This window comes from Aquipluma nitroreducens (assembly GCF_009689585.1).
Lineage (GTDB): Bacteria > Bacteroidota > Bacteroidia > Bacteroidales > Prolixibacteraceae > Aquipluma > Aquipluma nitroreducens.
Genome location: NZ_AP018694.1, coordinates 1,633,721 through 1,655,049, shown reverse-complemented (window position 1 = coordinate 1,655,049; position 21,329 = coordinate 1,633,721). Strand labels below are relative to the sequence as shown.

Annotated in this window: 23 protein-coding genes; 7 read left to right on the top strand and 16 right to left on the bottom strand. The window is 40.4% G+C overall.

The window, feature by feature from the left end; translation table 11 throughout:
- Positions 1-70: 70 nt before the first annotated feature.
- Positions 71-883, top strand: coding sequence for a 4-(cytidine 5'-diphospho)-2-C-methyl-D-erythritol kinase (ispE, locus tag AQPE_RS06895; RefSeq protein WP_318350322.1), 813 nt, complete (start codon positions 71-73; stop codon positions 881-883).
- A 134-nt stretch (positions 884-1,017) separates the two neighbouring features.
- Positions 1,018-1,491 carry a hypothetical protein gene (locus AQPE_RS06890; RefSeq protein WP_318350321.1) on the top strand — a complete coding sequence of 158 codons (474 nt, stop codon included), beginning with the start codon at positions 1,018-1,020 and terminating at the stop codon, positions 1,489-1,491.
- Positions 1,492-1,751: 260 nt separating this feature from the next.
- On the opposite strand, the gene AQPE_RS23860 is transcribed toward AQPE_RS06890, so the two are convergent.
- Genes AQPE_RS23860 through AQPE_RS06880 form a run of 3 tightly spaced genes read right to left on the bottom strand, consistent with a single transcriptional unit; the run spans position 1,752 to position 3,235 of the window.
- On the bottom strand, positions 1,752-1,934 hold the full coding sequence (locus AQPE_RS23860; RefSeq protein ID WP_404801006.1) for a hypothetical protein: 183 nt from the start codon (positions 1,932-1,934) through the stop codon (positions 1,752-1,754).
- A complete protein-coding gene (locus AQPE_RS06885; RefSeq protein WP_318350320.1) occupies positions 1,927-2,430 on the bottom strand; it encodes a threonine/serine exporter family protein in 504 nt (167 codons plus the stop codon). The genes AQPE_RS23860 and AQPE_RS06885 overlap by 8 nt, the downstream gene beginning before the upstream one ends.
- A gap of 1 nt (position 2,431) precedes the next feature.
- Entirely contained in the window at positions 2,432-3,235 is an 804-nt protein-coding gene (locus AQPE_RS06880) for a threonine/serine exporter family protein (protein WP_318350319.1), read from the bottom strand.
- A 339-nt stretch (positions 3,236-3,574) separates the two neighbouring features.
- Here AQPE_RS06880 and AQPE_RS06875 point away from each other — a divergent pair, with 339 nt between their 5' ends.
- The gene (locus AQPE_RS06875; protein ID WP_318350318.1) at positions 3,575-4,252 is read left to right on the top strand and encodes a ferredoxin--NADP reductase; all 678 of its coding nucleotides are present in this window, start codon (positions 3,575-3,577) and stop codon (positions 4,250-4,252) included.
- An 80-nt stretch (positions 4,253-4,332) separates the two neighbouring features.
- Positions 4,333-5,352, top strand: a complete 1,020-nt coding sequence (gene rlmN / locus AQPE_RS06870; RefSeq protein ID WP_318350317.1) for a 23S rRNA (adenine(2503)-C(2))-methyltransferase RlmN — start codon at positions 4,333-4,335, stop codon at positions 5,350-5,352.
- 16 nt (positions 5,353-5,368) lie between these two features.
- Here rlmN and AQPE_RS06865 read toward each other — a convergent pair whose 3' ends face one another.
- From AQPE_RS06865 to AQPE_RS06855, 3 genes are all read right to left on the bottom strand, one after another.
- Positions 5,369-6,793 (bottom strand): membrane dipeptidase, encoded by a 1,425-nt coding sequence (locus tag AQPE_RS06865; RefSeq protein ID WP_318350316.1) that lies wholly within the window; start codon positions 6,791-6,793, stop codon positions 5,369-5,371.
- Between the two features lie 11 nt (positions 6,794-6,804).
- Positions 6,805-7,716, bottom strand: a complete 912-nt coding sequence (locus tag AQPE_RS06860; RefSeq protein ID WP_318350315.1) for a C1 family peptidase — start codon at positions 7,714-7,716, stop codon at positions 6,805-6,807.
- Between the two features lie 384 nt (positions 7,717-8,100).
- Positions 8,101-8,853 carry a redoxin domain-containing protein gene (locus AQPE_RS06855; RefSeq protein ID WP_318350314.1) on the bottom strand — a complete coding sequence of 251 codons (753 nt, stop codon included), beginning with the start codon at positions 8,851-8,853 and terminating at the stop codon, positions 8,101-8,103.
- 548 nt (positions 8,854-9,401) lie between these two features.
- Between AQPE_RS06855 and AQPE_RS06850 the strand changes: the two genes are divergently transcribed.
- Positions 9,402-10,187, top strand: a complete 786-nt coding sequence (locus AQPE_RS06850; RefSeq protein ID WP_318350313.1) for a LuxR C-terminal-related transcriptional regulator — start codon at positions 9,402-9,404, stop codon at positions 10,185-10,187.
- Between the two features lie 77 nt (positions 10,188-10,264).
- On the top strand, positions 10,265-10,741 hold the full coding sequence (locus tag AQPE_RS06845; RefSeq protein ID WP_318350312.1) for a low molecular weight protein-tyrosine-phosphatase: 477 nt from the start codon (positions 10,265-10,267) through the stop codon (positions 10,739-10,741).
- A gap of 92 nt (positions 10,742-10,833) precedes the next feature.
- Here the strand turns inward: AQPE_RS06845 and AQPE_RS06840 are convergent, their stop codons facing one another.
- From AQPE_RS06840 to AQPE_RS06825, 4 genes are all read right to left on the bottom strand, one after another.
- Entirely contained in the window at positions 10,834-11,967 is a 1,134-nt protein-coding gene (locus tag AQPE_RS06840; protein WP_318350311.1) for a serine hydrolase domain-containing protein, read from the bottom strand.
- A gap of 145 nt (positions 11,968-12,112) precedes the next feature.
- Positions 12,113-12,820, bottom strand: coding sequence for an aspartate/glutamate racemase family protein (locus tag AQPE_RS06835; protein WP_318350310.1), 708 nt, complete (start codon positions 12,818-12,820; stop codon positions 12,113-12,115).
- Positions 12,821-12,914: 94 nt separating this feature from the next.
- Positions 12,915-13,259, bottom strand: a complete 345-nt coding sequence (locus AQPE_RS06830) for a translation initiation factor (RefSeq protein WP_318350309.1) — start codon at positions 13,257-13,259, stop codon at positions 12,915-12,917.
- A gap of 191 nt (positions 13,260-13,450) precedes the next feature.
- Positions 13,451-15,094 (bottom strand): alkaline phosphatase family protein, encoded by a 1,644-nt coding sequence (locus AQPE_RS06825; protein WP_318350308.1) that lies wholly within the window; start codon positions 15,092-15,094, stop codon positions 13,451-13,453.
- A gap of 78 nt (positions 15,095-15,172) precedes the next feature.
- On the opposite strand from AQPE_RS06825, the gene AQPE_RS06820 reads away from it, so the two are divergent.
- Positions 15,173-15,700, top strand: a complete 528-nt coding sequence (locus AQPE_RS06820; RefSeq protein ID WP_318350307.1) for a hypothetical protein — start codon at positions 15,173-15,175, stop codon at positions 15,698-15,700.
- 92 nt (positions 15,701-15,792) lie between these two features.
- Here the strand turns inward: AQPE_RS06820 and AQPE_RS06815 are convergent, their stop codons facing one another.
- The 6 genes from AQPE_RS06815 to AQPE_RS06790 form a co-directional block, all read right to left on the bottom strand.
- On the bottom strand, positions 15,793-16,911 hold the full coding sequence (locus AQPE_RS06815) for an ABC transporter permease (RefSeq protein WP_318350306.1): 1,119 nt from the start codon (positions 16,909-16,911) through the stop codon (positions 15,793-15,795).
- 93 nt (positions 16,912-17,004) lie between these two features.
- A complete protein-coding gene (locus AQPE_RS06810; RefSeq protein WP_404801005.1) occupies positions 17,005-17,292 on the bottom strand; it encodes a four helix bundle protein in 288 nt (95 codons plus the stop codon).
- A gap of 144 nt (positions 17,293-17,436) precedes the next feature.
- Positions 17,437-18,546 (bottom strand): ABC transporter permease, encoded by a 1,110-nt coding sequence (locus tag AQPE_RS06805; RefSeq protein WP_318350305.1) that lies wholly within the window; start codon positions 18,544-18,546, stop codon positions 17,437-17,439.
- 59 nt (positions 18,547-18,605) lie between these two features.
- Positions 18,606-19,334 carry an ABC transporter ATP-binding protein gene (locus tag AQPE_RS06800; protein ID WP_318350304.1) on the bottom strand — a complete coding sequence of 243 codons (729 nt, stop codon included), beginning with the start codon at positions 19,332-19,334 and terminating at the stop codon, positions 18,606-18,608.
- 104 nt (positions 19,335-19,438) lie between these two features.
- The gene (locus AQPE_RS06795) at positions 19,439-20,341 is read right to left on the bottom strand and encodes an ABC transporter ATP-binding protein (protein WP_318350303.1); all 903 of its coding nucleotides are present in this window, start codon (positions 20,339-20,341) and stop codon (positions 19,439-19,441) included.
- 76 nt (positions 20,342-20,417) lie between these two features.
- Complete coding sequence (locus AQPE_RS06790; protein ID WP_318350302.1) at positions 20,418-21,296, bottom strand: HlyD family secretion protein; 879 nt, start codon at positions 21,294-21,296, stop codon at positions 20,418-20,420.
- Between the last annotated feature and the right edge of the window lie 33 nt (positions 21,297-21,329).

The window sequence follows — 21,329 nt, the reverse complement described above, 5'->3', positions numbered from 1 at the left end:
GATCATATTTTGAAAAACAGAACTCCTTTTATTTTGCAAATCCAATCATCGATTTTTCTATTTTTGCTCTATGATTTCATTCCCCAACGCCAAAATAAACATCGGGTTATACATTACCGAAAAACGATCAGATGGTTTTCATAATCTGGAGACCGTATTCTTTCCTGTCGGCTGGAGCGATGCGATTGAGGTAGCCGAATCCGATGAATTGCGGTTAACCACAAGTGGAATCATCATTTCTGGTTCTCCGGAATCGAATTTGGTGATGAAGGCGTATTCGCTTCTTCAAAAAGATTTTGATTTGCCTGTCTTGAAAATCCATTTGCACAAGCAAATCCCATTTGGAGCGGGGCTTGGTGGGGGTTCTGCCGACGGTGCTTTTATGCTCCAGATGCTGAATAAGTTGTTCAATTTGAATCTTTCGGCGGATAAATTGCTTGATTACGCGGCTGTTTTAGGTAGCGATTGTCCGTTTTTTATACTGAATAAACCTGTTTTTGCCGCTGGAAGGGGTGAAATAATGAACGAAATAAACCTGAATGTTAAGGGATTGTATCTTTTGTTAGTTAAACCTCCGCTTGAAGTTTCTACTGTCAAAGCCTTTCAGAATGTAGTCCCCCGAAAGCCAGTAGTTTCGCTTACCGAATTAATTAATCTTCCGGTTTCTAATTGGAAAAACAACATAATCAATCAGTTTGAATCATCTGTGTTTCCGCAGTATCCAGAGATTGCAAGCATCAAAGCTCAACTTTATAATTTGGGTGCAGTTTATGCATCAATGTCGGGCAGTGGCTCATGCGTTTTTGGCCTGTTTTCGGAGCTTCCGGCAGGTATTGAAAAGCGATTTCCCGCACCATTCTTAACATTCAGCCAGCAAATTTAAATCCTTTAAGTTTTAATTAAGATAAGTTTATCTTTTATTTAACTCATCCGGATGTAACTTCCGGGGTGTTTCTCAGTCTTAATAGTGAAAACAATTTAAGAAGAAAACACTTGAAAACAATTAAAAGAAAAATTATGAAAACGAAAACTAGAACACTTTTAGCTATTTGCCTGCTTGGATTTATTGCAACAATGAATGTCAATGCCGCAAATTACAAAAATGCCAACAACAATTTAGTTGTAGAGGAAGTTAAAAATTTGAGAAATGGGTTGAGTACGACGAATGAAGTCCTTCCTTCGTTGATCGACAAATCAAATTTTTCTGAAAGTGATGCGAACTTCGAATCAGTTCAGCTTTTACTAAATGATAATTTGGATGCAACAGTAGATCTTCAAAAAGAAGCTCAATTAGTTACTAAGTTAATCGCTGATCAGGAAGAAGCAAAGTTGAATCAAAAGTTAATTGCTGAAGGAAGATTTGGCAAATTAAATGTTGAAGATGAATTTCAACGTGAAGCCCTGGAAGTTACCAAATTGATTGCTGATCAGGAAGAAGCAAAGTTGATTAAGAAGTTAATCGATGAAGGAAAATTGGGTGTTACCAATTAATCCAGCATCTTCTTTACTGGTTTGTTTCAGTATTGAGTATGAATGTTTTATTTCTAAAAGGTGTGATGCACCTGGCATATAGAGAGAGCTGTTTCGATTTGGAACAGCTCTCTTTTTGTATATTATTTTGAATGATCGTTACTTTACCTAAAGAGTTTGGCCGATGACCGGCCTCGTCCAGTGAGCCGAAAAACAAGTGAAGATGGCGTTAAAAAATCTTTTCTGTTTGACCCCGAGAATTCGGGGGAGTTTAAAAGATTTTAGCCATTGAACGTAAGTTTTTCGTGCGAAGTGGACGTAGCCTTGACCTTTTTTGATTCCTTTTTTGTGTCAAGACAAAAAGGAATTGGGGTTTGGGGCAAAGCCCCACAAAGCTTATCATTTAGGTATATTATCGGATACTTATATTTTTTTGAATAGGAAAATGAACCGTATTTAGCCAATCGCTTTTTTCTTCTTGTTGAAGTCAGATTTTTTAATCGATTCTTTTCGGGTTAGTAACATTGGGATAGCCACGCCGGTTCCGAGAGCAATCAGTACAAACATCATTTTTGCCCCGTTATTCACTGTTTCTATCAGCGTTTGTACGTAGGCATCTGTATTTTCCATGCTGGTAAGGGCGATCATTCCAAGCATAAATTTATATGCAAAAGCGCCGGGAACCATTGGAATTACGGAAGGAATGGAAAAAACCAGCGGCGGACTATTTCGCATGTGAGCCATCCGAATAGCTATTATCGCTATGGCTACGGTTCCCATAAATGAGGCGAAGACAATTCCAACCTGATAGTTCATGGCCGTAAATTTGATTAATCCGCCTATAGCCCCAAGAGACCAGATTGGAAATAGCGTCCGTCGGGGAACATTAAACAGGATGGCAAACCCGATTGCTGCGATGCCTGCCCAGAAGCTTTTTATAAGTATTTCGAGTAGGATCATATTAAATGTGTAAAATCATTCGTACTGAAAATAGTCCCATGGCAATCGAGAAAGAAATCATTAGTCCGTTTATAGCGCGTATCAGCCCGTTTTGAATGTTCCCGTCCAACAGGTCAGTTACCGAGTTAATAAGCGGAACCCCGGGAACCAGGAATAATACTGAGGTGGCAAACGCCTTATCGGGCTGAGTCCCAATTTGAAAATGTTCGGCTAATCCGGCGATAAACGAGGCTGTAAATGCAGCAAAATAAACGCATAAATATGGGTTGAATTTTACACGCATCGCCTCCTGCCTTACAAAAAGTCCGGCTACCGTAGCTACAAATGCAACAATCATTTCAATGTAACCACCGCCAAATATGCGGCAGAATGCTGCTCCGGCCAAACCTACAAATCCGAGAATCACCAATCTTGGGTAATGAGGGAGTGATTTTAGCCGGCGTAATTCATCTGCGATTTGGGTAATCGTCCAGTTCTGCTCCAACACGTTCCAGCTCATGTGGCTGATTCCGCTGACAATTCTGAAATTAACTCCATGCGGAGAAGTACGTTTCAGTCGGCTGAAGAAATGTTGTTGATCTTTTTCAATGATTGTCAGCATCAAAGCCCGATGTGTAATCAGCAATTCAGTCTTATAGCCAAGCCCATTGGCAATTCGTTCCAAGGTGACCCTGATTCGGTTTGAGCTTGCTCCCGAGCTCATGAGCATTGCTCCTGTCTCGAGTAAAATATTGCCAACCGATTGTGAATCTTCGTTTAACGTCTTTATTTTCAATGTTTCAGTTGTATTTTTTAAAGAGGTCACAAAAATAGAGTTTAAAAGAAAATCAGGATTTAACTTTTCTACTTAAACCATAAAATTGAACAAAAAGTTTACATTTAATACTTTTAGTCCGAAGAAACTGTTTAAAATTTGAATTTATGACAAATCAAAAAATTTACCCCAGCCCTAAAGGGCTATTTTTTGATTTTTCGGGCTCCCTTCAGGGTTCGGGGTAACCCGAAAAATCAAAATGAGTGAAAATTAAACAGCTTCTAAGTTAGTCTTAAATATTCAACCTTGAAACAGTTTTGTATTTTCCAACGATAATCGGTTTAAACCAATTTGTCGCGAACTTGTTGTTCGTGTAACAAAATAAAATTAATGCAAAAGGCAGCAACTAAAAATCAGCAGTTTGAACTTGAAGAAGTTACTATTACGGGAAACGAGGAAATTTCACCGGGAGTTCATCTCATTTCGTGGATGCGAATCTGCGATTTCAGTCCCGGACAAGTCGTAAAAATTGCAGCAGATCCTATGATCGCACCCCGAATTTACAGTATTTGCAGCGGAAACGATGAACCTGAAATTCGAGTTCTTTTTAATGTGAAGGAAGATGGATTGCTGACCCCATGGCTGGCTGGCGTAATTCCGGGCATGAAAATTTGGGTATCGAAACCTTATGGTAGTTTTAAAGACGATAAAAAACCTGCGTGGTGGATAGCCACCGGAACTGGCATAGCGCCATTCTACAGCATGTTTCGATCCGGAATAGCTGATAATAAAATATTGATTCATGGAGTTCGAAAACTGGATCAGTTTTATTTTGAAGATGAACTGGAATGGGCCATGGGCGACCGGTATGTTCGTTGCTGTTCGCAGGAACAATCTTGCAACGTTTTTCCGGGTCGCGTCAACAAATATCTGGAAGAAATAAAAGAACTACCGACTGACATTAACTATTATCTTTGTGGCAAGGCTATCATGGTTGTCGAAGTTCGCGATTTGCTGATTTCAAGGGGAATTCCGTACGAAAACATTTTGGCCGAAATTTATTTTTAAATCAGGAAATTGTCAATAGTCATTAGAAAAATGGGGTTTCTTTTTCCTAATGACCTTTTCCTAATGACTTGTAGTTTAAAATGAAAGATTCATTATTCGGAAAAACGCTGAACGAACTCACCTCTTTAGCCATAGAACTTGGGTTGCCAAGGTTTACTGGCAAACAAATGGCTGAATGGCTATACCAGAAAGAAATTTCATCAATTGAAGAAATGACGAATCTTTCGAAAAAAGCACGTGAACTACTGAGTAGCAAATACAAATTCGGACTGGTTAACTCCACTAAAGTTCAGGAAAGTGTTGACGGAACGAAAAAGTACTTGTTCCCAACGGTTCAGGGAAAATTCATTGAAACAGCCATGATTCCGGATGATGACCGCAAAACGGTTTGTGTGTCGTCGCAGGTGGGTTGCAAAATGGGCTGTTTGTTCTGCATGACCGGTAAGCAGGGTTTTCAGGGACAATTAACCGCTGGAGAAATTGTGAACCAGATTCGTAACATTCCGGAGTGGCACGAGGTAACCAACATTGTGTACATGGGAATGGGCGAACCTTTCGATAATCTGGAAGAGGTTTTAAAAAGCCTCGAAATCCTAACTTCGGAATGGGGTTTTGCCATGAGCCCGCGCCGGATAACAGTTTCAACCATCGGAATTGTGCCGGGAATGGTAACTTTCCTGAATCAATCGGAAGCACATTTGGCTGTGAGTATGCACACTCCGTTCGACGATGAACGCCAAAAACTGATGCCGGTTCAGGTTGCCTATCCGCTGGCAGAAGTTATCCGCGAAATTAAAAGCTGGGATTTTGGCCGTCAGCGCCGCGTTTCGTTCGAATACATTGTGTTTAAAGGCCTGAACGATTCGCCCCGTCATGTTCAGGAATTGTGCAAAATCCTGAATGGTATTAAATGTCGCATCAACCTGATCAGGTTTCACCCAATTCCAGGAACTCCGCTCGAAGGAACCGACGAAAATACGCTCCAGAAATTTAAAGAAAAACTCAACGAAAAAGGCATTCTCACCACCATCCGCGCCAGTCGTGGCCAGGATATTTATGCGGCCTGCGGATTGCTGAGCACGAAGGAAATGTTGGGGTGAAAAGTTCCAAAATTCACTAGTAGTACTTCATCACAAAATTGAAGGCATTATCGCCCATTACACGGTTCACAATCTCTTCCGGATCAATGCGGTTGAAAGAATTTCCGAGCTTTCCTGAATTTGTTTTCATGTAAGTATGTGCTTGCATCAGTAAATAATCTTCTAGAGTGGGCAGGTTCTCGGCAGTCCAGAATCCGTTGATCGGGTCAATCATGCCGTCGTAGTCGCTGCCAATGGTTTGTATTCCCCAGGCAAAAAGCCCTTGCGAATCAAGCAGTTCAGCAATATGTTGGATTTGACGCCAAACCAGGAAGCTCGAATGAAATAGCACTTTCCGACGTTCAATCCCATGTGTTTTCTTCAATTCAAAATCGCCGTGTGCCGCAATACGGCGTTCATCGAGCTGCAAACCAAACAGCCCGTTTGTTTGTGCAACCCTGACGATTTCATCGTCATACAGATTAATGTCGGCATTCATAAACAAATGCTTGTCCTGATCATTGCCGATAACTGCACCATGACTCACCACTACCGGTATGTCCTGACCTGCGTATTTGGTATCAAGCAGGTTAAAATATTCGAGTCGCGAAGTCCGGCTCATGTGTTTGATGTCGATTAATATTCTCTTGTTTTCAGAGTTATCCAGCATTTTGTCAACCACTTCCAGTCCGAGCGGAGTAAATCCGGTGTTCATCATATAACTTTGGTCGACTGCTGACTTAACTATCCCAGTAAGACTTTCGGCATGGCCACACAATTCGTTAAAGAAATGATGGGCAAGCGTAATAAAAATCGGCCGGTGCTCCCAGTTCTTCACCTTTTCAACATTGCCAAGCACATAATTTCGGTTAGCTGGGTTCTGCTTTGGGTGAATTCCGGTTCCAAAAGAATGGGCTCCTTCAATGGTAAGGATCACGGCTATTGAATTCGATTTCCGATCTTCGGTAGCGTCTGAATCGAGGATGCTTGCGACATCAGAAGAGTTTCGAGCCAAAGAATAGTGATAACTTGCACGATCTGCTAAGGAGACCTGCTTCCCGCTCATTTGCTTCAGGAAAGCATATTCGTTTTCGAGGTCAGGAAAATAATCGGTTACTGATTGTACAAAATCAATCCGTTCGCGGCCAACCGAAGTGACAAAGTTGAGCAGCAGGTCGTTGAATTCGCCGGTTCCGAGTTTGTTGTCGAAGAAACTGCGTTCCATCGGATACAATGAAGCAAAAACAATTCCTGCATTTCCATATCCCATAGCCGAAAAATTGCTTTGACGGTATTTCACAATTCCGCCCAAAAGATCGATCATTTTTTCGAACAGGTTGGGCGGATCATAATACCAGACTGAGCTTTTTGACTTCAGGTTTTTACTGTTTTCCTTTTTGGGGAAGCTGTGCCCGTAGGGTTTCAACGTTGGATGGCAATGGATGTCGGCAAAGTATTTCATAATTCATTATTTTAAGCTTTGAAATTACCTGTATCAACCCATTCGTTTTTGAGTAGTGACCACCAATCTTCGGCGAGTCCCTGAAGTACATATTCGTAGGGAAGCCAGCCATAACCATCCTGACCCCAATCGGTACCCCATGAATTGCGAATCAGAAAAGCTCCGGTTGTTTCGGTACTTCCATTGATGTTGTTTTTTATTTTCATTGTATCATCATATCCGGCAACAACAATCGCGTGACCACCTTCAATTTTTTCGCCTTTGGTCGGGAATGGAATTTTACCGTCGTTATTGCCAGCCTGACTGATGGAACTGTAAACCGTAAAACCAAACATGGACGGAAGCCCGGCGACAAGGTTTGTTTTGATTCGGGTTAACAACTGGTCTGCAGGTGTCCCGGGCGGATCGAGCCGGTAATAGCTTATTGATCGGTAATTTTGAGCAAATGCGTAGCAAAATGCTGATGGTTCCTTGTCGAAACTTGCCACATTGTAGGGCCAGTATTCTTCAGGTGGAATGCCAAACAATACCAGTGCTCCCATTGCACTCCTCAGAAAAGCTCCGGTATCACCTTTTTCCTTCATCAGGTTTCGTGTGGCTTTGTAAAGAAATAATCTTGAAGCATCAACATGTTTTCCAAAGGCACGCCGTTCAAAATATTCGACTAACCCAACTCCTGCATTTGCGGTACAGGAGCCAAGATTACCCTGATCTTCAATGGGCGAAAACCAATTGATCAGATTTACCTTTTTAGGTGGCGCTGTTTTTTTAGAAACAGTTTTAGAAAGCATTTTCTTAATTGAATCTTTCTGTCCAAGCCCTTGAAGCCGGGTTGGCACATCATCATGTTCTACGGTGAGATCTCTGAAATCGGGGTAATCAGGAAGCCATCCCATTGATAATTTTCTTCTAAATGCGCACATAGTTTTTAAGTTTAGCCGTAATTTTGTCTTATTTATATATAGTAAAATTACTTCCAAATTTTGGTGATAGTCAATAGCACGAAAGTGCCATTTTTGAGACGAAGGCGTTTGCAAGTTAATTTTCATCCTTAAGCTAGGATTTCTGTAAAGTTGGCATACCCACCAAAGGCAAATCGAATAATAATCAGCTAATCAAGCTGTCATTATTCGATTCAACCCCAAAAAATCAACGTTACTATACTTGTGCAAAAACCTACGAAATGAAAATCAATTGATGTAAGCAATCTTTAACAGCTTCTTATTTCTTCTCAGTTTTATAGAAGTACACTTTTCATCCAGCCGAAAGAGTGAACATCTAAATGGATTTACCATTTCAAATTACTTTTATTTTGAATTATCATTCATTACTAATGATTTGTTTTCCTTTTTGAACCACATATAGCCACCTAAGTTATAATAGCTATCTTTAAGTTCAGGATTCGCAGCCAATTCATCATCGGTATATGGATAGTGAGGAACAATAACATCATCACCATTTTTCCAGTTTGCAGGAGTACAAACCATTTCACGATCTGCTGTTTGTAGTGCAACTAAAATTCGTTCTATTTCCTGCATATTGCGACCAACCTGCATCGGATAGAAGTTTATGGATCTAACTACATTATTCGGATCGATGATAAAAACGCCCCTGATATCTTTGTTTGTACTTGCAAGTTCATGTATCATTCCATATTGTATTGATACTGAATGTGAATGATCGTCAATTAGCGGAAATTCAATTTTTTGAGATCCACGACCTTTATAATCCAAACCTTCTAGCCATGTTTTCCATCGCCGGTGTTCAATTACATTGTCGGCTGAAATAATGGCTATTTTAGTGTTTAATTTTTCAAAGTCTTTCTGAATGTAGGCTAGTTCTGAAAGTTCTGAAGAGCACACCGGAGTAAAATCCTGAGGGTGACTAAACAGAATTTTCCATTTTTTTCCGTAATCGTCCGGAAAGGTTAGAGTTCCGTTGGTTGTTTCTGCAGTAAAAGATGGAGCTTTGGAGCCTATTAATGGAATTTTTACACTCTGCGCGCAAATGGTTCCCATTAAAAATGCTATCGACACGATTGTTAATACTAATCTTTTCATAATTGTAATTTTTAGATGATCAATTTTGTTAAATGCTAGTCGAAAATTGAAGTAAAGTTTACCTCCAGCAACAATGTGGTAGGTCTTTGAAAGTGCAAAAACCGAAACCTTCACAGTTTCGTTACGCGAAAGCTAAAAATACTGATCAGTAAAGCAGTGTCCTATGATATTGTAATCGAACCTTAATCTCAAATCTCGGTGATTGAGACTTTAGTCTGAAGGTTATAATTTATAATTCAAATTTAGTTCTAAATAGGGTTACTAGTCAATGACACAAACGAGTCATCTTCAGTTGATTATGTTTTGCGAACATTTTATGCATTTTGCTGTTGAATTCTAAGACTCAAGTTTGCGTTTAATCGATTTGTAATGATTGTGAAATTTCATTTAGATCGATGAACCGTTAGACCAAATATTTGAGTTAAGTAGCCCCTACCTGTTAAAAGGAAGCTTCCAGAAGTACAAAAACAGTTTTATTTGATTTTTCACATTCAGTTGTATCTTTTCAGATTTTTAAAGTACACCTATTTTAAATTGAAGTTTTGACTATGAAGAATGAACCCAAATCAAATGTAGATACTTCAGATAATAATTTATCCTCCCTTAATACAGCAAATCGGAACAATAATCCTGATGAGGTCATGATAATTGGCAGTGCGGTGTATGGACCTTTCCCTTCCGATTTTTTTAGTTCCTGTCTCATTGATTATTCAGGCAAGCAATTTTCCTGTACTCACGATCATTGTAAAGAGCAACGCAATTGTTTTAGAAATAACCTTTTAAAAGATAGGCTCGATTTTCATGAACTTAATTGTCATCCTGAAGATCGTAAAATTTGGTGTGAATCAGCTTATCCGGATATCCTGCGATTTATCGATTCTGAATCTTTTGTAGAAACTCCCGATTACAGGTTTATATTCAATCACCGATATATCCGGAAAGATGGAAGTATTTCGCAGTTTATGCACGAGGGATCATTAACATTTGACGACGCGAAACGGTTACCCATGCTAAATCTCAATGTTTTTTTCGAGATAGCTGATATTAAATCGGACGAAACCATGATTTTGACTTTATTCCGCTATAATTCAGATCAGGGATATCAAAAAGTTTTTACAAAGGTTTATGTAAAAAAATATAATTCAATTTTATCGCAACGGGAATTAGAAATAATCAAGCTTTGCCACGAAGGACTAAGCAGCAAAATGATAGCAGACAAGCTTAAATTAAGTATTCATACCGTGAAAAACCACAAGCGCAATTGCATGGAAAAAACGCTAACTCACAATATCACAGAATTGATCCATCTTTGTATTCAAAATCACTGGTTGTAACTTATTTTCAATTTTTTCTCCCTCCTTTATTATTTTGGAAATTACTCTATTTTTGACTTTCGAAAAATTTCATGTCAATGATGAAACAGGTACTTTTTGTATGCCTTGGTAATATTTGCCGCAGCCCCAGCGCTGAAGCGGTTTTTAACGCTATGATTGAAAAACAGGAACTCCAATCTGAATTAAAATGTGACTCGGCCGGAACCGCAGCCTATCATGCAGGTGATCAGGCTGATTACCGCATGAAGCAATTTGCCCAAAAAAGAGGATATCTCCTGACTAGTATATCGCGTCCGGTTGATCCGGAGACGGATTTCGACCGTTTCGATTACCTCATTGGGATGGACAGCCAGAACGTACGCGATTTGAAAGCGGTTGCCCGGAACGAAAATGACCGAAAGAAAATCTCACTTATGACTGATTATTGTTCGGGGGGAAAATATAATTCGGTTCCCGATCCATATTATGGCGGCGCTGCCGGTTTTGAACTTGTCCTGGATATTTTGGAAGATGCCTGTAACGGATTGATCAGGAAACTTCAGGAAGGGAAATAGTGGTTAGTGATCAGTCGCAGTTTTACGGAATTGGCGCAATGACTTTTAAGGCAAAACTTCTGCATTCTGCCTATTTTGCTTCTTTCTTATTTTCAAAGCTGATCGCAAATCTGAAGAAAAGTGTGGAACAAAAAAGGTGGGTCGTAACCCAAATCGGCTTTCCCGAAGCGCACAATAATCACATTCTTTTCAGGGTACATGTAAATCAACTGTCCGTATAATCCAATGGCATAGAAACTTCCATATTTTTTGGGGCCAATTCCCCAGTTGTAATGGTAAGTAAGCCGCTGTCCATTTTCTTTCGACGAACGAAGACTTTGCGCAATCCAACTTTCAGGGATAATTTGTTTTCCGTTCCAGTTTCCACGATTTAAATACAACCGGCCAAATTTGGCAAAATCAATCGTTCGGGCGTTCAGGCAACAAAAGGCTTTTTCGACTCCCTCTGGTCCATCGTTACTTAAACTCCACGAAGCCGGATATTCCATGCCAATGGGTTTCCATATTTTCTCCTGAAGATATTCAGAAACACTCATTCCGGTGGCTCTTTGCAGAATCATAGCAAGCAACTGGGTGTTAATGTTGCTGTATTCGAAATGTTCGCCGGGAGTATAAACAGGATGTATATTTAAAATGTCTTTTGAAAGATCTTTGCCCCAGTAAAATTCGAGGCTTCCGCCAACGTGATTCTGTATTTCTTTGTAATGGATGCCCGAAGTATGGTCGAGTAGGTTATTTATTGTGACTGGTTCGAAGCCTTGGTTGGTGAGTTCAGGAAAATAACTGACAATACTGGTACTTACCCCCGGAATTTTACCATCTGCGATGGCGATACCTATTAGCGCTGAAATGAATGCTTTGGCAACTGAGAACGAAGTAACAATATTTGTATCAGTTTTTGATTGATCGTAATACTGATATAAAAGTGAATCATTCCGAATGATTAAGAAAGACAGGGTTTTGTGATCTTTCAAAAATGAATCGAGTTTATCGTCCCCGGCATCAATTCTGCGACTGTCAACTTCGATTGTTTCACCTAAATTCAGGTTTGGGTTCGACGGGTAAAAATGAAATGTTTCGGCTCCAGATTCGATCGTTCTGCCAGCAAAGAGTTTATAATCATCAGATTCGGGCAAACCAATTTTGCTGATTTTCGAAAGTTTTCCACACGAGATAAACAATAGTAATACAACTAAAAGAGCACTGGCAGTATTCGTTTTTTTCATTTGCTGGCTCTAATCAATTTAGTCAGATTCATTCTGTTAATTTGGAAAGGTTGATTTTTTAGCTTTCTCCCTTCAGGGATGGGGTGAAAAAGCTAAAAAATCATTCTCCGGATTGAATCGGTTAAAGTAGATTTATCAAATCAGATTATCCGATTGCAGCATCAAGAATTCGCTCGACATGAATTTTAGTGGTATTTAGCAACTCAATGTCTTCCATGTCACTTGATTTCAGGATAAGTGGTAATTCAGTACCTCCTAAAATCAAACTGTCAATCTGGCCTTCACTATACATGCGTGCGGCAATCGATAATAAACGACTTTTTGTTTCAGGTAAAAACCGACCCCGGATCAACTCTTCCATGTAAACTTTATGAATGTATTTTCGCTCGTCTGACATCGGAGTTATTATTTCCATGCCACTGGCTTCAAAGCCATCCTGAAAAAAATCTCCTTCCATGGTAGAAAGTGTTCCAAATAGCCCGAGTCTGTTGTGTCCTTTGGCTTGCGCGTATGCGATGGTGGAATCGACAATGCTAACCATCTTAGTTTTAACGCGCTGTGCAAGTGGCTCAAAAACCAGGTGCGGAGTGTTTGAAGCCATGAAAACTACTTTGGCTCCTGCTTTTTCCAACGTGAATATTTCTTCCGACAAATAATCAACCAACTCATCTAAATTTTCGTTGGTAATCAGTTCCATCATGTGTGTCATGTTGATACTGTTGATAATAATCGATGGATATTCACGCTGACCGGTGCGTTCCTGAAATCTGGAAATGAGACGATTGTAATAGTCAACTGTTGAAGCTGGGGCAATCCCCCCAATCATTCCGATAGTTTTATAATGTTTGAGCATACCTGAAACGGTTTATTTAGAGCATCAATGAATTTATCAAATCATATTCTGGTTGTCCTTCTCCACTTCCCGTCTGCTTTTCTATTCGGGCTATTCAGCCTCCTGAACGTTTCACTTTGTAATTGGCGCTTTTGAGAATTTCAATCACTTTATTACAAAAATCACCTTGTATCAGTATTTCGCCATCTTTAGCTGAACCTCCCACGCCACATTTGGTCTTCAGAGTTTTGGCCAATTCTTTTAAATCCTCATCTTTCCCAACAAAACCGGTAATCAGGGTAGCTTTCTTCCCATTTCGTTGTTTCTTGTCGAGTTGAACCCGCAGATCCTGTTTGTTGGGCTGAAGCGTTTCCTGCTCCCCGTCATCACCACTCTCGTATTGAAAATTTGGGTTTGTTGAGTATACTGTTCCCAGTCTATCTTTCCAGTCGTTGGCCATCTATTCCGAAATTTGCGATCAAAGATAACAGTTTTTAATACTGATTATTTCTTATTTGTTTCTAATTTGTATTAAACACAATAAAAAAGATCAGGTAATTAGCATGTTCTGAATGTTTTGTTGCTGAAAGCTTAAAATTACAGATAAATCCTGATTTTATAGTTGTACTACAGTGTTTTCCCCAGATAAGTTTACCATAAAACATCTTCCAGAATCTTTCCTGAACAATGGTCAGGAATAGGGATGCGCAAAATCTCCAAAACAGTAGGAACCATATCCTCTCCCTGAATCTTTTTCCGGATTTGCATATGCTTTACGGCATTGCCATACATGATGAACGGAATGTTGGAGTTGTCATTGTAAACAGTTCGCTCGTATTTATAAACTGGTTGCCAGCCATCTTCGAGTTGATACAGTACATCTCCTGAACGTTTAAAATTGTACGAATTGGCAATTACTGCAAGCTGTCCTTTTGAATAGTCGCCCTGCTCGAATGAAGTGGATGGCAACGCAATCTTAATCCCTTCGAACTGGTTAATGAAATTCGCTGTTTTGGTCTGCATGTCTTGCAGCGAAACGTTTTTCTTTTCAAGCAGTTCACGGTTGAAATAGATTTGCTGGTCGCCTACAACATCAATCCAGTTCCCTTGTCCGTAGGTAATATTCAGAAATGACTTCAGTAAGGCAATGGCGCTTTCAGGAGAAAATGTGCCAACCGGCATGTGAAACTCTTCTTTCAGATAATCAACCGGATAGCTCGATGAGCATGTGGACGTGAGAACTACAAACGAGTTGCCTTTGCCAATTGTTTTATCCAGGAAATCCAAAAGCAAGGCGATGTCAGTATCCAGCCTCAAATAAGTATCTTCCATTTCAACTGAGGCTGGCCCAAACGAATTGTTTTCGTAATCCATAGACGAGAACGTAAGTGTCAACAGATCTGGATATTCGTCTTTCCCAAGGTTTTCAGCTAAGATTAAACTGGTTGCAAAGTCTCTCACCAGGTTGTTCGCGAATGGAGTGGTTTTCAGAAATTTGTAATTGACAGCCTTTTCTTTGAGTTTTTTCATGCTGTACGGAAACGTATTCCATTTGTCGTAATATCCTTTTTCAAGAACATAGTCATCGGGTAAACTTTCTTCATAACTTGAGATGGGTAATAAAGTTGTCCAGTCGCGCTGGGTAAAGGTTTTTGCATAACCTTTTTCGTTGAATTGGCGCACCCACTCCGGAAATGTATCGACATAATAGGAACTTGAAATCATGTTGCCGTTTTGAGTATCGAACCAGTAAGCTCCATCGGCTGCATGACCCGCCGAAAGCACCGCACTGACGTCGTTCATCGCCACACTAAATACTTTCGACTTGTTACGGTTATTTATTTTTATGAGGTCGCCTAAAGTTGGCGATAAAAGTTTTGTTGCCGAACGTTCGCCATCCTTCGAGTCGCTGCCCACTGTGATGTAATAATCGTCGGCAATACAGTTAATTTCTTTCTTCTTCAGTCGGTCGTACCAGCTATCGCTCACAATCCCGTGAGTCGCCGGATAAACTCCTGTAAAAATGGTTGCAGTTCCGGTCGAGATTTTCTGGACATGCAAATCGAGTTGTGCATTGCTGCAAACTGCACCTTCGTTCATCAGTCGTTTAAATCCGCCTTCCTGAAATTTATTCCAGTACCTCGAAAGATAATCGGTGCGCATTTGGTCGACCGAGAGCACGACCACAATTTTTGGAATATTGCCGTTGGTATTTTTAGTGTTTTGTGCAGTAAGGGAATTTCCGCAAAGAAGTGTCAGTAAAATGGAAATACCCAATATGTTTAGTTTTATCATGGTTGGCTTAAATTTGTGTGGCAAAAGTATAAAAACAAAGAATCATACCCAATTACTAACCGAAAACGTATTCGATGCATGAAAAATTATTTAGCCCCTCTTTTTGTGTGCTTTATTGTTTGCACTTCATTTTCGCATCCATCAAATCAGGATCAGGAAAAATCTGCAATTCTTGAGAAAATTCATTGGATTATTGAACGATCAGACATGAACAAAGTCCGGTCAGCTTTCAAGGAAATTTGCGATGAAAACCATTTTCCCGGATTAGTTTCGGGCCTGAAGGATGGAACTTACAAAGGAGCCAGTCCGGTTGATGATTTTGGGTACAGGCATGAAGTGACTTTTGAAATGAAAGGCGGGAAAATGATCTCGATTGACTACGATGAAATTCATAAAGATGGTCATGGTAAACAACACGACGAAGCTTATTGTAAGCAGATGCTTCAAAGTGGAACCACCCCGGCAATTGCGTATCCGAGCTACGAAAATCAAATGCTCGAAAAACAAGATTTTAATCGGATTGATGCTGTAAGCGGAGCGAGCTACTCGGATTACCGCCTCAGATTGGCTATTTTATATGCAATTCTGAATTCGGGACAACTATAATTAGGGAAAAGTCATTAGTCATTGGAAAATCTTTTCCAATGACTAATGACTTTTCCCTTTTGAAAACTGAGACTGAATACTGCTCACTTTCATCAGGCCGTTTTTCGGTACCTCAACACTGCCAGGCTCAAAAAGGTAATTCCGATAATGCTCATGGCAATAAATTCATGAATAAGGTCTCCAAAGTTCGATCCTTTTAACACCACCATGCGCATGACTCTAATGAAATGATAAATCGGATTGCCCTCGTCGACGATTTGCGCCCAATGTGGCATACTATCAACCGGAGTAAATACGCCGCCCATCAGGATAAAGATCATCATGAAAAAGTAAGTTACAAACATCACTTGTTGCTGCGTGTCGGCCAGCGTCGAAACGAATAATCCAAGTCCAAGAATACCAAGCAGGTAAAGCATCCCAAAGCCAAAAACCAGCCACAAGCTTCCAACAACAGGAAGATGGAAAACCAACTTGGCAATCAAAAGTCCGAAGGAAAGGTCGAACAGGGCAATTACAACGAATGGAATCAGCTTTCCGGCCAAAAACTGGATTTTTCGTATCGGGGTCACATTCAATTGTTCGATGGTGCCTTGTTCTTTTTCTTTTACCAGGCTCATTCCCGAAAGAAACAAACCGATTAGTGTAACCAAAATACAAAGAACGCCTGGCGCCATGTACCATTTGTACTCAAGTTCCGAATTGTACCAGAACCGCGAAACTGAGTTAATTTGGTAAGGTGCATTAAATTCGGGCAGCCCTTTCCATTCAGCAATAATATTTTTGTTGAAGTCGCGAATTACCGAAGCAGCATACGAATAGCCCAACTGCGCGGCTTGCCCGTCGATGGCATTTACCAGCAACTGCAAACTGGCTTTGTCGTTGCGGATCAGGTTGCGTTCAAATCCTTGAGGAATGACCAATACCATGTGATCTTTGTTGTCCAAAATCGCTTTTTCTCCGTCGTCGGGATTAAACGAAGTATTGTTGATAGTGAAAAAAGGTGATGCATCCAGTTTGGACGCCAGTTCGCGAGAGGTTGACGACATGTCCTTATCGACCAGGTATATATTGACATTCTTCAAATCGTAGGTGGCAGCAAATACCAAAACCAGCATTTGCAACAATGGAATCATAATGATCATCCGGAGCATCGTTTTGTTGCGCCTCACCTGGATGAATTCTTTTTGTATGACGTAAAAAAGTGTTTTCATAAAAAATGTTTAAAGTTCGGAGTTCGGAGTGCCTGGAGTTAAATGTCGGAAGTACTTTAGGCACTGCGAATTCCAGTTCACTCCGAACTTCATTTATTTCATATTTTTTCCAATTGATGTAAAAATTGCCAGTAATTCATTTGCTTCTTTCATGGCGGCCTGAACCATTTGGATTTCAGCCCATGCTAGTTCTTCAATAATTTCAAGCCAATAAGCCGTTTCACTGGCTTCGCTTTCGGCAATACTAATTTTGTTCGAAAAATCGGCCTTACTTCTTGCCCTATTTGCCTCACGGTAGTTTGCGCCAATGCTTGTTCCTGATTTTGTAATCTGATTCCTGATCACGCGTCCTTCAGGAGTATTCGGTAAGGAGGAAGACAATTTTATAATCGTTATTGCAAAGACCTTTGTTCTTTTTCCAGTTGTTTCGCAAATTCTTTATTTTCCATTGTGTTTAGATTTGATTGGTTATTGTCTATTTTTCAACTCTAGGCACTCCGAATTCTAGTTCACTCCGAACTTCATTTACTCCAATCTTATCTTGAAATTCTTAATACTCAATGCAATAAATACGAATGCCATAAACATTAAAATCAGTGTTTCTTTCCACACATACATAATTCCGGTTCCTTTCAGCATGATGTTTTTAATGATCACAATAAACCATCTTGGCGGCATGGCGTGACTGATGATGCGCAACGGCAATGGCATATTTTCAATCGGGAACATAAACCCTGAAAGCATAATTGTTGGAAGCATCAGTGCCAATACCGAAATGAACATTGCAACCATTTGGTTGGGTGCAACGGTCGAAATCAGGATTCCTAAACTTAGCGCCATCAGGATAAACAGGAAGCTTTCGGCCATCAGGAGAAAGAAGCTTCCTTTAATTGGAACGCCAAAGAAGAATACGCCTATGATGATTATTGTCAGTGCATTAACGAACGACAATAACAGGTATGGCGTAACTTTTCCCAAAACAATCTGGATCGGTTTTAGCGGCGAGGCCAGCAACACTTCCATGGTTCCAAGCTCTTTTTCTTTACTAATCGAAATTGAGGTCATCATGGCCGAAATCAGCATCAGGATCATGGCCATAATTCCGGGTACAAACATGTACACACTTTTCAATCCTTCGTTGTAAAGCATTCGCACTTCAGTATTTATCTGGTTTGGTAGCTCGATGTTTTGAAGCTTTTCTTTTTTTACATAGTCGTTTATTATTCCTGAAGCGTAATTAGTCAGGATTCGCGCGGTGTTCGGATCGGAAGCATCGGCTAAAAGCTGGACGTCAGCTTTCCCGTCGCGCTCCAGCGTTTGCTCGAAATTGGTTCCAAAAGAGACCACCATCTTTACTTTTCCTTTTCGGAAAACATCTTCCACATCGTCACCGGGCATTAATTCTTCGCCCAATACAAAATAGCCCGAGGACATCAGTTTCGAAGTAATTTCGCGGGTCGTATTGTCGTGCGACTGATCGAGAATGGCAATTTTCGAATTCTGAATATCAGTATTGATAACCTTTCCAAACAGCAACAGTTGCACGATTGGCAATAGAAAGATGATCAGCATTGTTCGTGGGTCGCGAAAAATGTGCAGAAATTCTTTCCGGAGAAAACCTATAAATTGTTTCATAATTTGTTATTCCTTTTTGGTGGTATAGACGCGATACATCGCGTCTATACAATCCAATATTATTCTACGTTTCTGGCAATTTTCAGGAAAACCTCGTCCATATTCTTGGCGCCAAATTGCCTTTTTAGATTTTCAGGCGTATCGAGCGCTTCAATGCGGCCTTCATTCATAATCGAAACACGGTTGCAATATTCGGCTTCGTCCATGTAGTGAGTGGTCACAAAAATGGTAATTCCGCGGTCAGATGCTTCGTAAATCAAATCCCAGAATTTGCGACGGGTAATGGGGTCAACGCCACCGGTTGGTTCATCGAGAAAAACGATTTTCGGATCGTGAAAAATAGCTACCGAAAAGGCCAGTTTTTGTTTCCAGCCCAATGGCAGCGAGCCAATCAATGAATCTTTGGCCGATTCGAGGCCCAGATCTTTTAGCAATTTCTCTTGTTTTTCTTTCCGGTCGGATGGTGATATTCCATAAATTCCGGAGAAGAACCGGATGTTTTCGGCAATGGTCATGTCTTCGTACAGCGAAAACTTCTGGCTCATGTAGCCGATGTTACGTTTCACTTTTTCCGTTTCCTTGTAAATATTAAATCCAGCTACCTTTACCTGACCGGAAGTAGGAGAGGAGAGGCCGCAAAGAATCTTCATAGCCGTTGTTTTTCCGGCGCCGTTCGCTCCCAGAAAGCCGAATATTTCGCCCTGATACACATCGAAATTCAGGTGATCGTTGGCAACGAACGAACCAAATTTCTTAACCAGATTGCGTACTTCAATTACTTTTTCCATCTTCTTTGTTTTACCACAGATGACACAGATTTTCACAGATTAAAAAACAATTTATACTTGGTGTTTCTTTGTGATTTTCTTCGTGATCTTAGTGGTTAAATCATTTATTCATTCATCATATTCATAAACACATCCTCAATTGTCGGAGGAATATCGAAAACCTCTAAATTCTGATGTTCTTTTTTCAGGAGAAAGTTTTCGAATTCGGTAGCTTCAACTTCGTCTGATTTTCCGGTTACATGCAAATATTGGCCGAATGCAAATGCCGAATCGGTCTTTTCGAACGAACGTAAATCCTGAATTAACCGGTGCATGTCGATTGATTTTATGGCATACAATTTTCGTGTATAGTTTTCTACCAGTTTCTGTGGAGTGTCAATATCCAGCACCTTCCCTTTTTGCATAAGCGCCACGCGGTTGCAAAGCATTGCTTCGTCCATGTAGGGTGTCGATACTAAAATGGTAATTCCTTTGTGCTGAAGTTTTTTCAGCATATCCCAAAATTCTCTGCGCGAAACGGCATCGACTCCTGTCGTTGGTTCGTCCAAAATCAGAATTTCTGGTTTATGAATAAGCGCACACGACAATGCCAGTTTTTGTTTCATCCCTCCTGAAAGTTTTCCGGCCAAACGGTTTTTGAAAGGTTCGATCTGGATGTAAATGTCCTTGATCAGTTCATAGTTTTCGGCAACTGTAGTTTTAAAAACAGTGGGAAAAAAGTTCAGGTTTTCCTCAACTGTCAAGTCTTGGTAAAGTGAAAAACGTCCGGGCATATATCCAACAATGTTCCTGATTTTTTTGTAATCCTTTATTACATCGAGCCCGTTCATTGTGGCCTTGCCTTCATCCTGAATGAGTAATGTCATCAGGATGCGCATCAGGGTTGTTTTGCCTGCACCGTCAGGGCCAATCAGTCCGAACAGCTCGCCTTTTTGCACTTCGAGCGAAATGTTGCGAACGGCTTGAACGTCTTTGTATGATTTACTTATATTTTGAACATTAATCATGGCAGTTTTGGTTGCGAGTAATGGGTTACGAGTTTTGTTTAATACTCATAACTTATAACTCATAATTCATAGCTTTTTAGAACACCACTTCTCCCGGCATTCCGATTTTCAGCCGGCCATCGTTAGCGACCAAAATTTTAACCGCGTACATTAATTTTACCCGTTCCTCTTTGGTCTGAATAATTTTGGGTGTGAATTCCGATTCCGACGAAATCCAGGTGATTTTGCCACTCATGGTTTGCATCTCTTTGGCATCCGAATCAATCAACACTTTAGCCTCATTCCCAAGTTTAACATTGGATAGTTGCGCTCCCGAAATATAAACTTTCAATTCCAGATTGCTTAAATCGGCCATTTTCAGGACTGGTTTACCCGGAGTAGCTAATTCGCCGTTTTCAAGGTAAGTTTCCAATACAGTTCCTTTAATCGGGCTTTTGATGCGGCATTTCGTCAACTGTTCGCTAATCAGATCCAACTGTCGTTTAACCACTTCCATTTCGCTGCTGATTAGCTGAAACTGTGTGTTTGTAGCCGAAATCTGTTTGTCCAGAACATTCATTTGTCCGTTGATGTCGTCAACCTGTTGCTGCGTTGCAGCTTTGTCGGCAAACATTTTGGTGATGCGCTGTTGTGTGGTCAGTACATTTTTCTTTTGCTCTTTGAACACGTTTATTTGTGCCGAAACGTTTTGTTTCTTTGTTCCGCTGGCATCAAGTTGAGCCTGTGTTTGTAGTTTTTTCAGATACAATTCGGTGGTGTCAATCAGGGCAATTAGTTTACCTTGTTCGAGCAAGTCACCCTGTTTCGCGTCCATGATCAGTAATTTCCCGGGCATTTCCGAAGAAACTATAGTTTCCACAGCTTCAAAATTTCCGTAAGCATCCGATTGCTTTTCTCCGCTTTTACAGGCTCCTAACACCAGAAAAGCCAATACTATGATTTGTAGTTTTTTCATATTCATTGTGTTTATATCTGTTTTTTATAACTT

What these genes read in the sequence shown, in the direction of transcription:
- AQPE_RS06865 (WP_318350316.1), bottom strand. Translation starts at nt 6,793, where the DNA reads ATGAAATACTTTGCCGACATCCATTGCCATCCAACGTTGAAACCCTAC.
- AQPE_RS06890 (WP_318350321.1), top strand. Translation starts at nt 1,018, where the DNA reads ATGAAAACGAAAACTAGAACACTTTTAGCTATTTGCCTGCTTGGATTT.
- AQPE_RS06875 (WP_318350318.1), top strand. Translation starts at nt 3,575, where the DNA reads ATGCAAAAGGCAGCAACTAAAAATCAGCAGTTTGAACTTGAAGAAGTT.
- AQPE_RS06800 (WP_318350304.1), bottom strand. Translation starts at nt 19,334, where the DNA reads ATGGAAAAAGTAATTGAAGTACGCAATCTGGTTAAGAAATTTGGTTCG.
- AQPE_RS06860 (WP_318350315.1), bottom strand. Translation starts at nt 7,716, where the DNA reads ATGTGCGCATTTAGAAGAAAATTATCAATGGGATGGCTTCCTGATTAC.
- AQPE_RS06855 (WP_318350314.1), bottom strand. Translation starts at nt 8,853, where the DNA reads ATGAAAAGATTAGTATTAACAATCGTGTCGATAGCATTTTTAATGGGA.
- AQPE_RS06805 (WP_318350305.1), bottom strand. Translation starts at nt 18,546, where the DNA reads ATGAAACAATTTATAGGTTTTCTCCGGAAAGAATTTCTGCACATTTTT.
- ispE (WP_318350322.1), top strand. Translation starts at nt 71, where the DNA reads ATGATTTCATTCCCCAACGCCAAAATAAACATCGGGTTATACATTACC.
- AQPE_RS06845 (WP_318350312.1), top strand. Translation starts at nt 10,265, where the DNA reads ATGATGAAACAGGTACTTTTTGTATGCCTTGGTAATATTTGCCGCAGC.
- rlmN (WP_318350317.1), top strand. Translation starts at nt 4,333, where the DNA reads ATGAAAGATTCATTATTCGGAAAAACGCTGAACGAACTCACCTCTTTA.
- AQPE_RS06835 (WP_318350310.1), bottom strand. Translation starts at nt 12,820, where the DNA reads ATGCTCAAACATTATAAAACTATCGGAATGATTGGGGGGATTGCCCCA.
- AQPE_RS06825 (WP_318350308.1), bottom strand. Translation starts at nt 15,094, where the DNA reads ATGATAAAACTAAACATATTGGGTATTTCCATTTTACTGACACTTCTT.
- AQPE_RS06795 (WP_318350303.1), bottom strand. Translation starts at nt 20,341, where the DNA reads ATGATTAATGTTCAAAATATAAGTAAATCATACAAAGACGTTCAAGCC.
- AQPE_RS06830 (WP_318350309.1), bottom strand. Translation starts at nt 13,259, where the DNA reads ATGGCCAACGACTGGAAAGATAGACTGGGAACAGTATACTCAACAAAC.
- AQPE_RS06840 (WP_318350311.1), bottom strand. Translation starts at nt 11,967, where the DNA reads ATGAAAAAAACGAATACTGCCAGTGCTCTTTTAGTTGTATTACTATTG.
- AQPE_RS06885 (WP_318350320.1), bottom strand. Translation starts at nt 2,430, where the DNA reads ATGATCCTACTCGAAATACTTATAAAAAGCTTCTGGGCAGGCATCGCA.
- AQPE_RS06820 (WP_318350307.1), top strand. Translation starts at nt 15,173, where the DNA reads ATGAAAAATTATTTAGCCCCTCTTTTTGTGTGCTTTATTGTTTGCACT.
- AQPE_RS06790 (WP_318350302.1), bottom strand. Translation starts at nt 21,296, where the DNA reads ATGAAAAAACTACAAATCATAGTATTGGCTTTTCTGGTGTTAGGAGCC.
- AQPE_RS06815 (WP_318350306.1), bottom strand. Translation starts at nt 16,911, where the DNA reads ATGAAAACACTTTTTTACGTCATACAAAAAGAATTCATCCAGGTGAGG.
- AQPE_RS06850 (WP_318350313.1), top strand. Translation starts at nt 9,402, where the DNA reads ATGAAGAATGAACCCAAATCAAATGTAGATACTTCAGATAATAATTTA.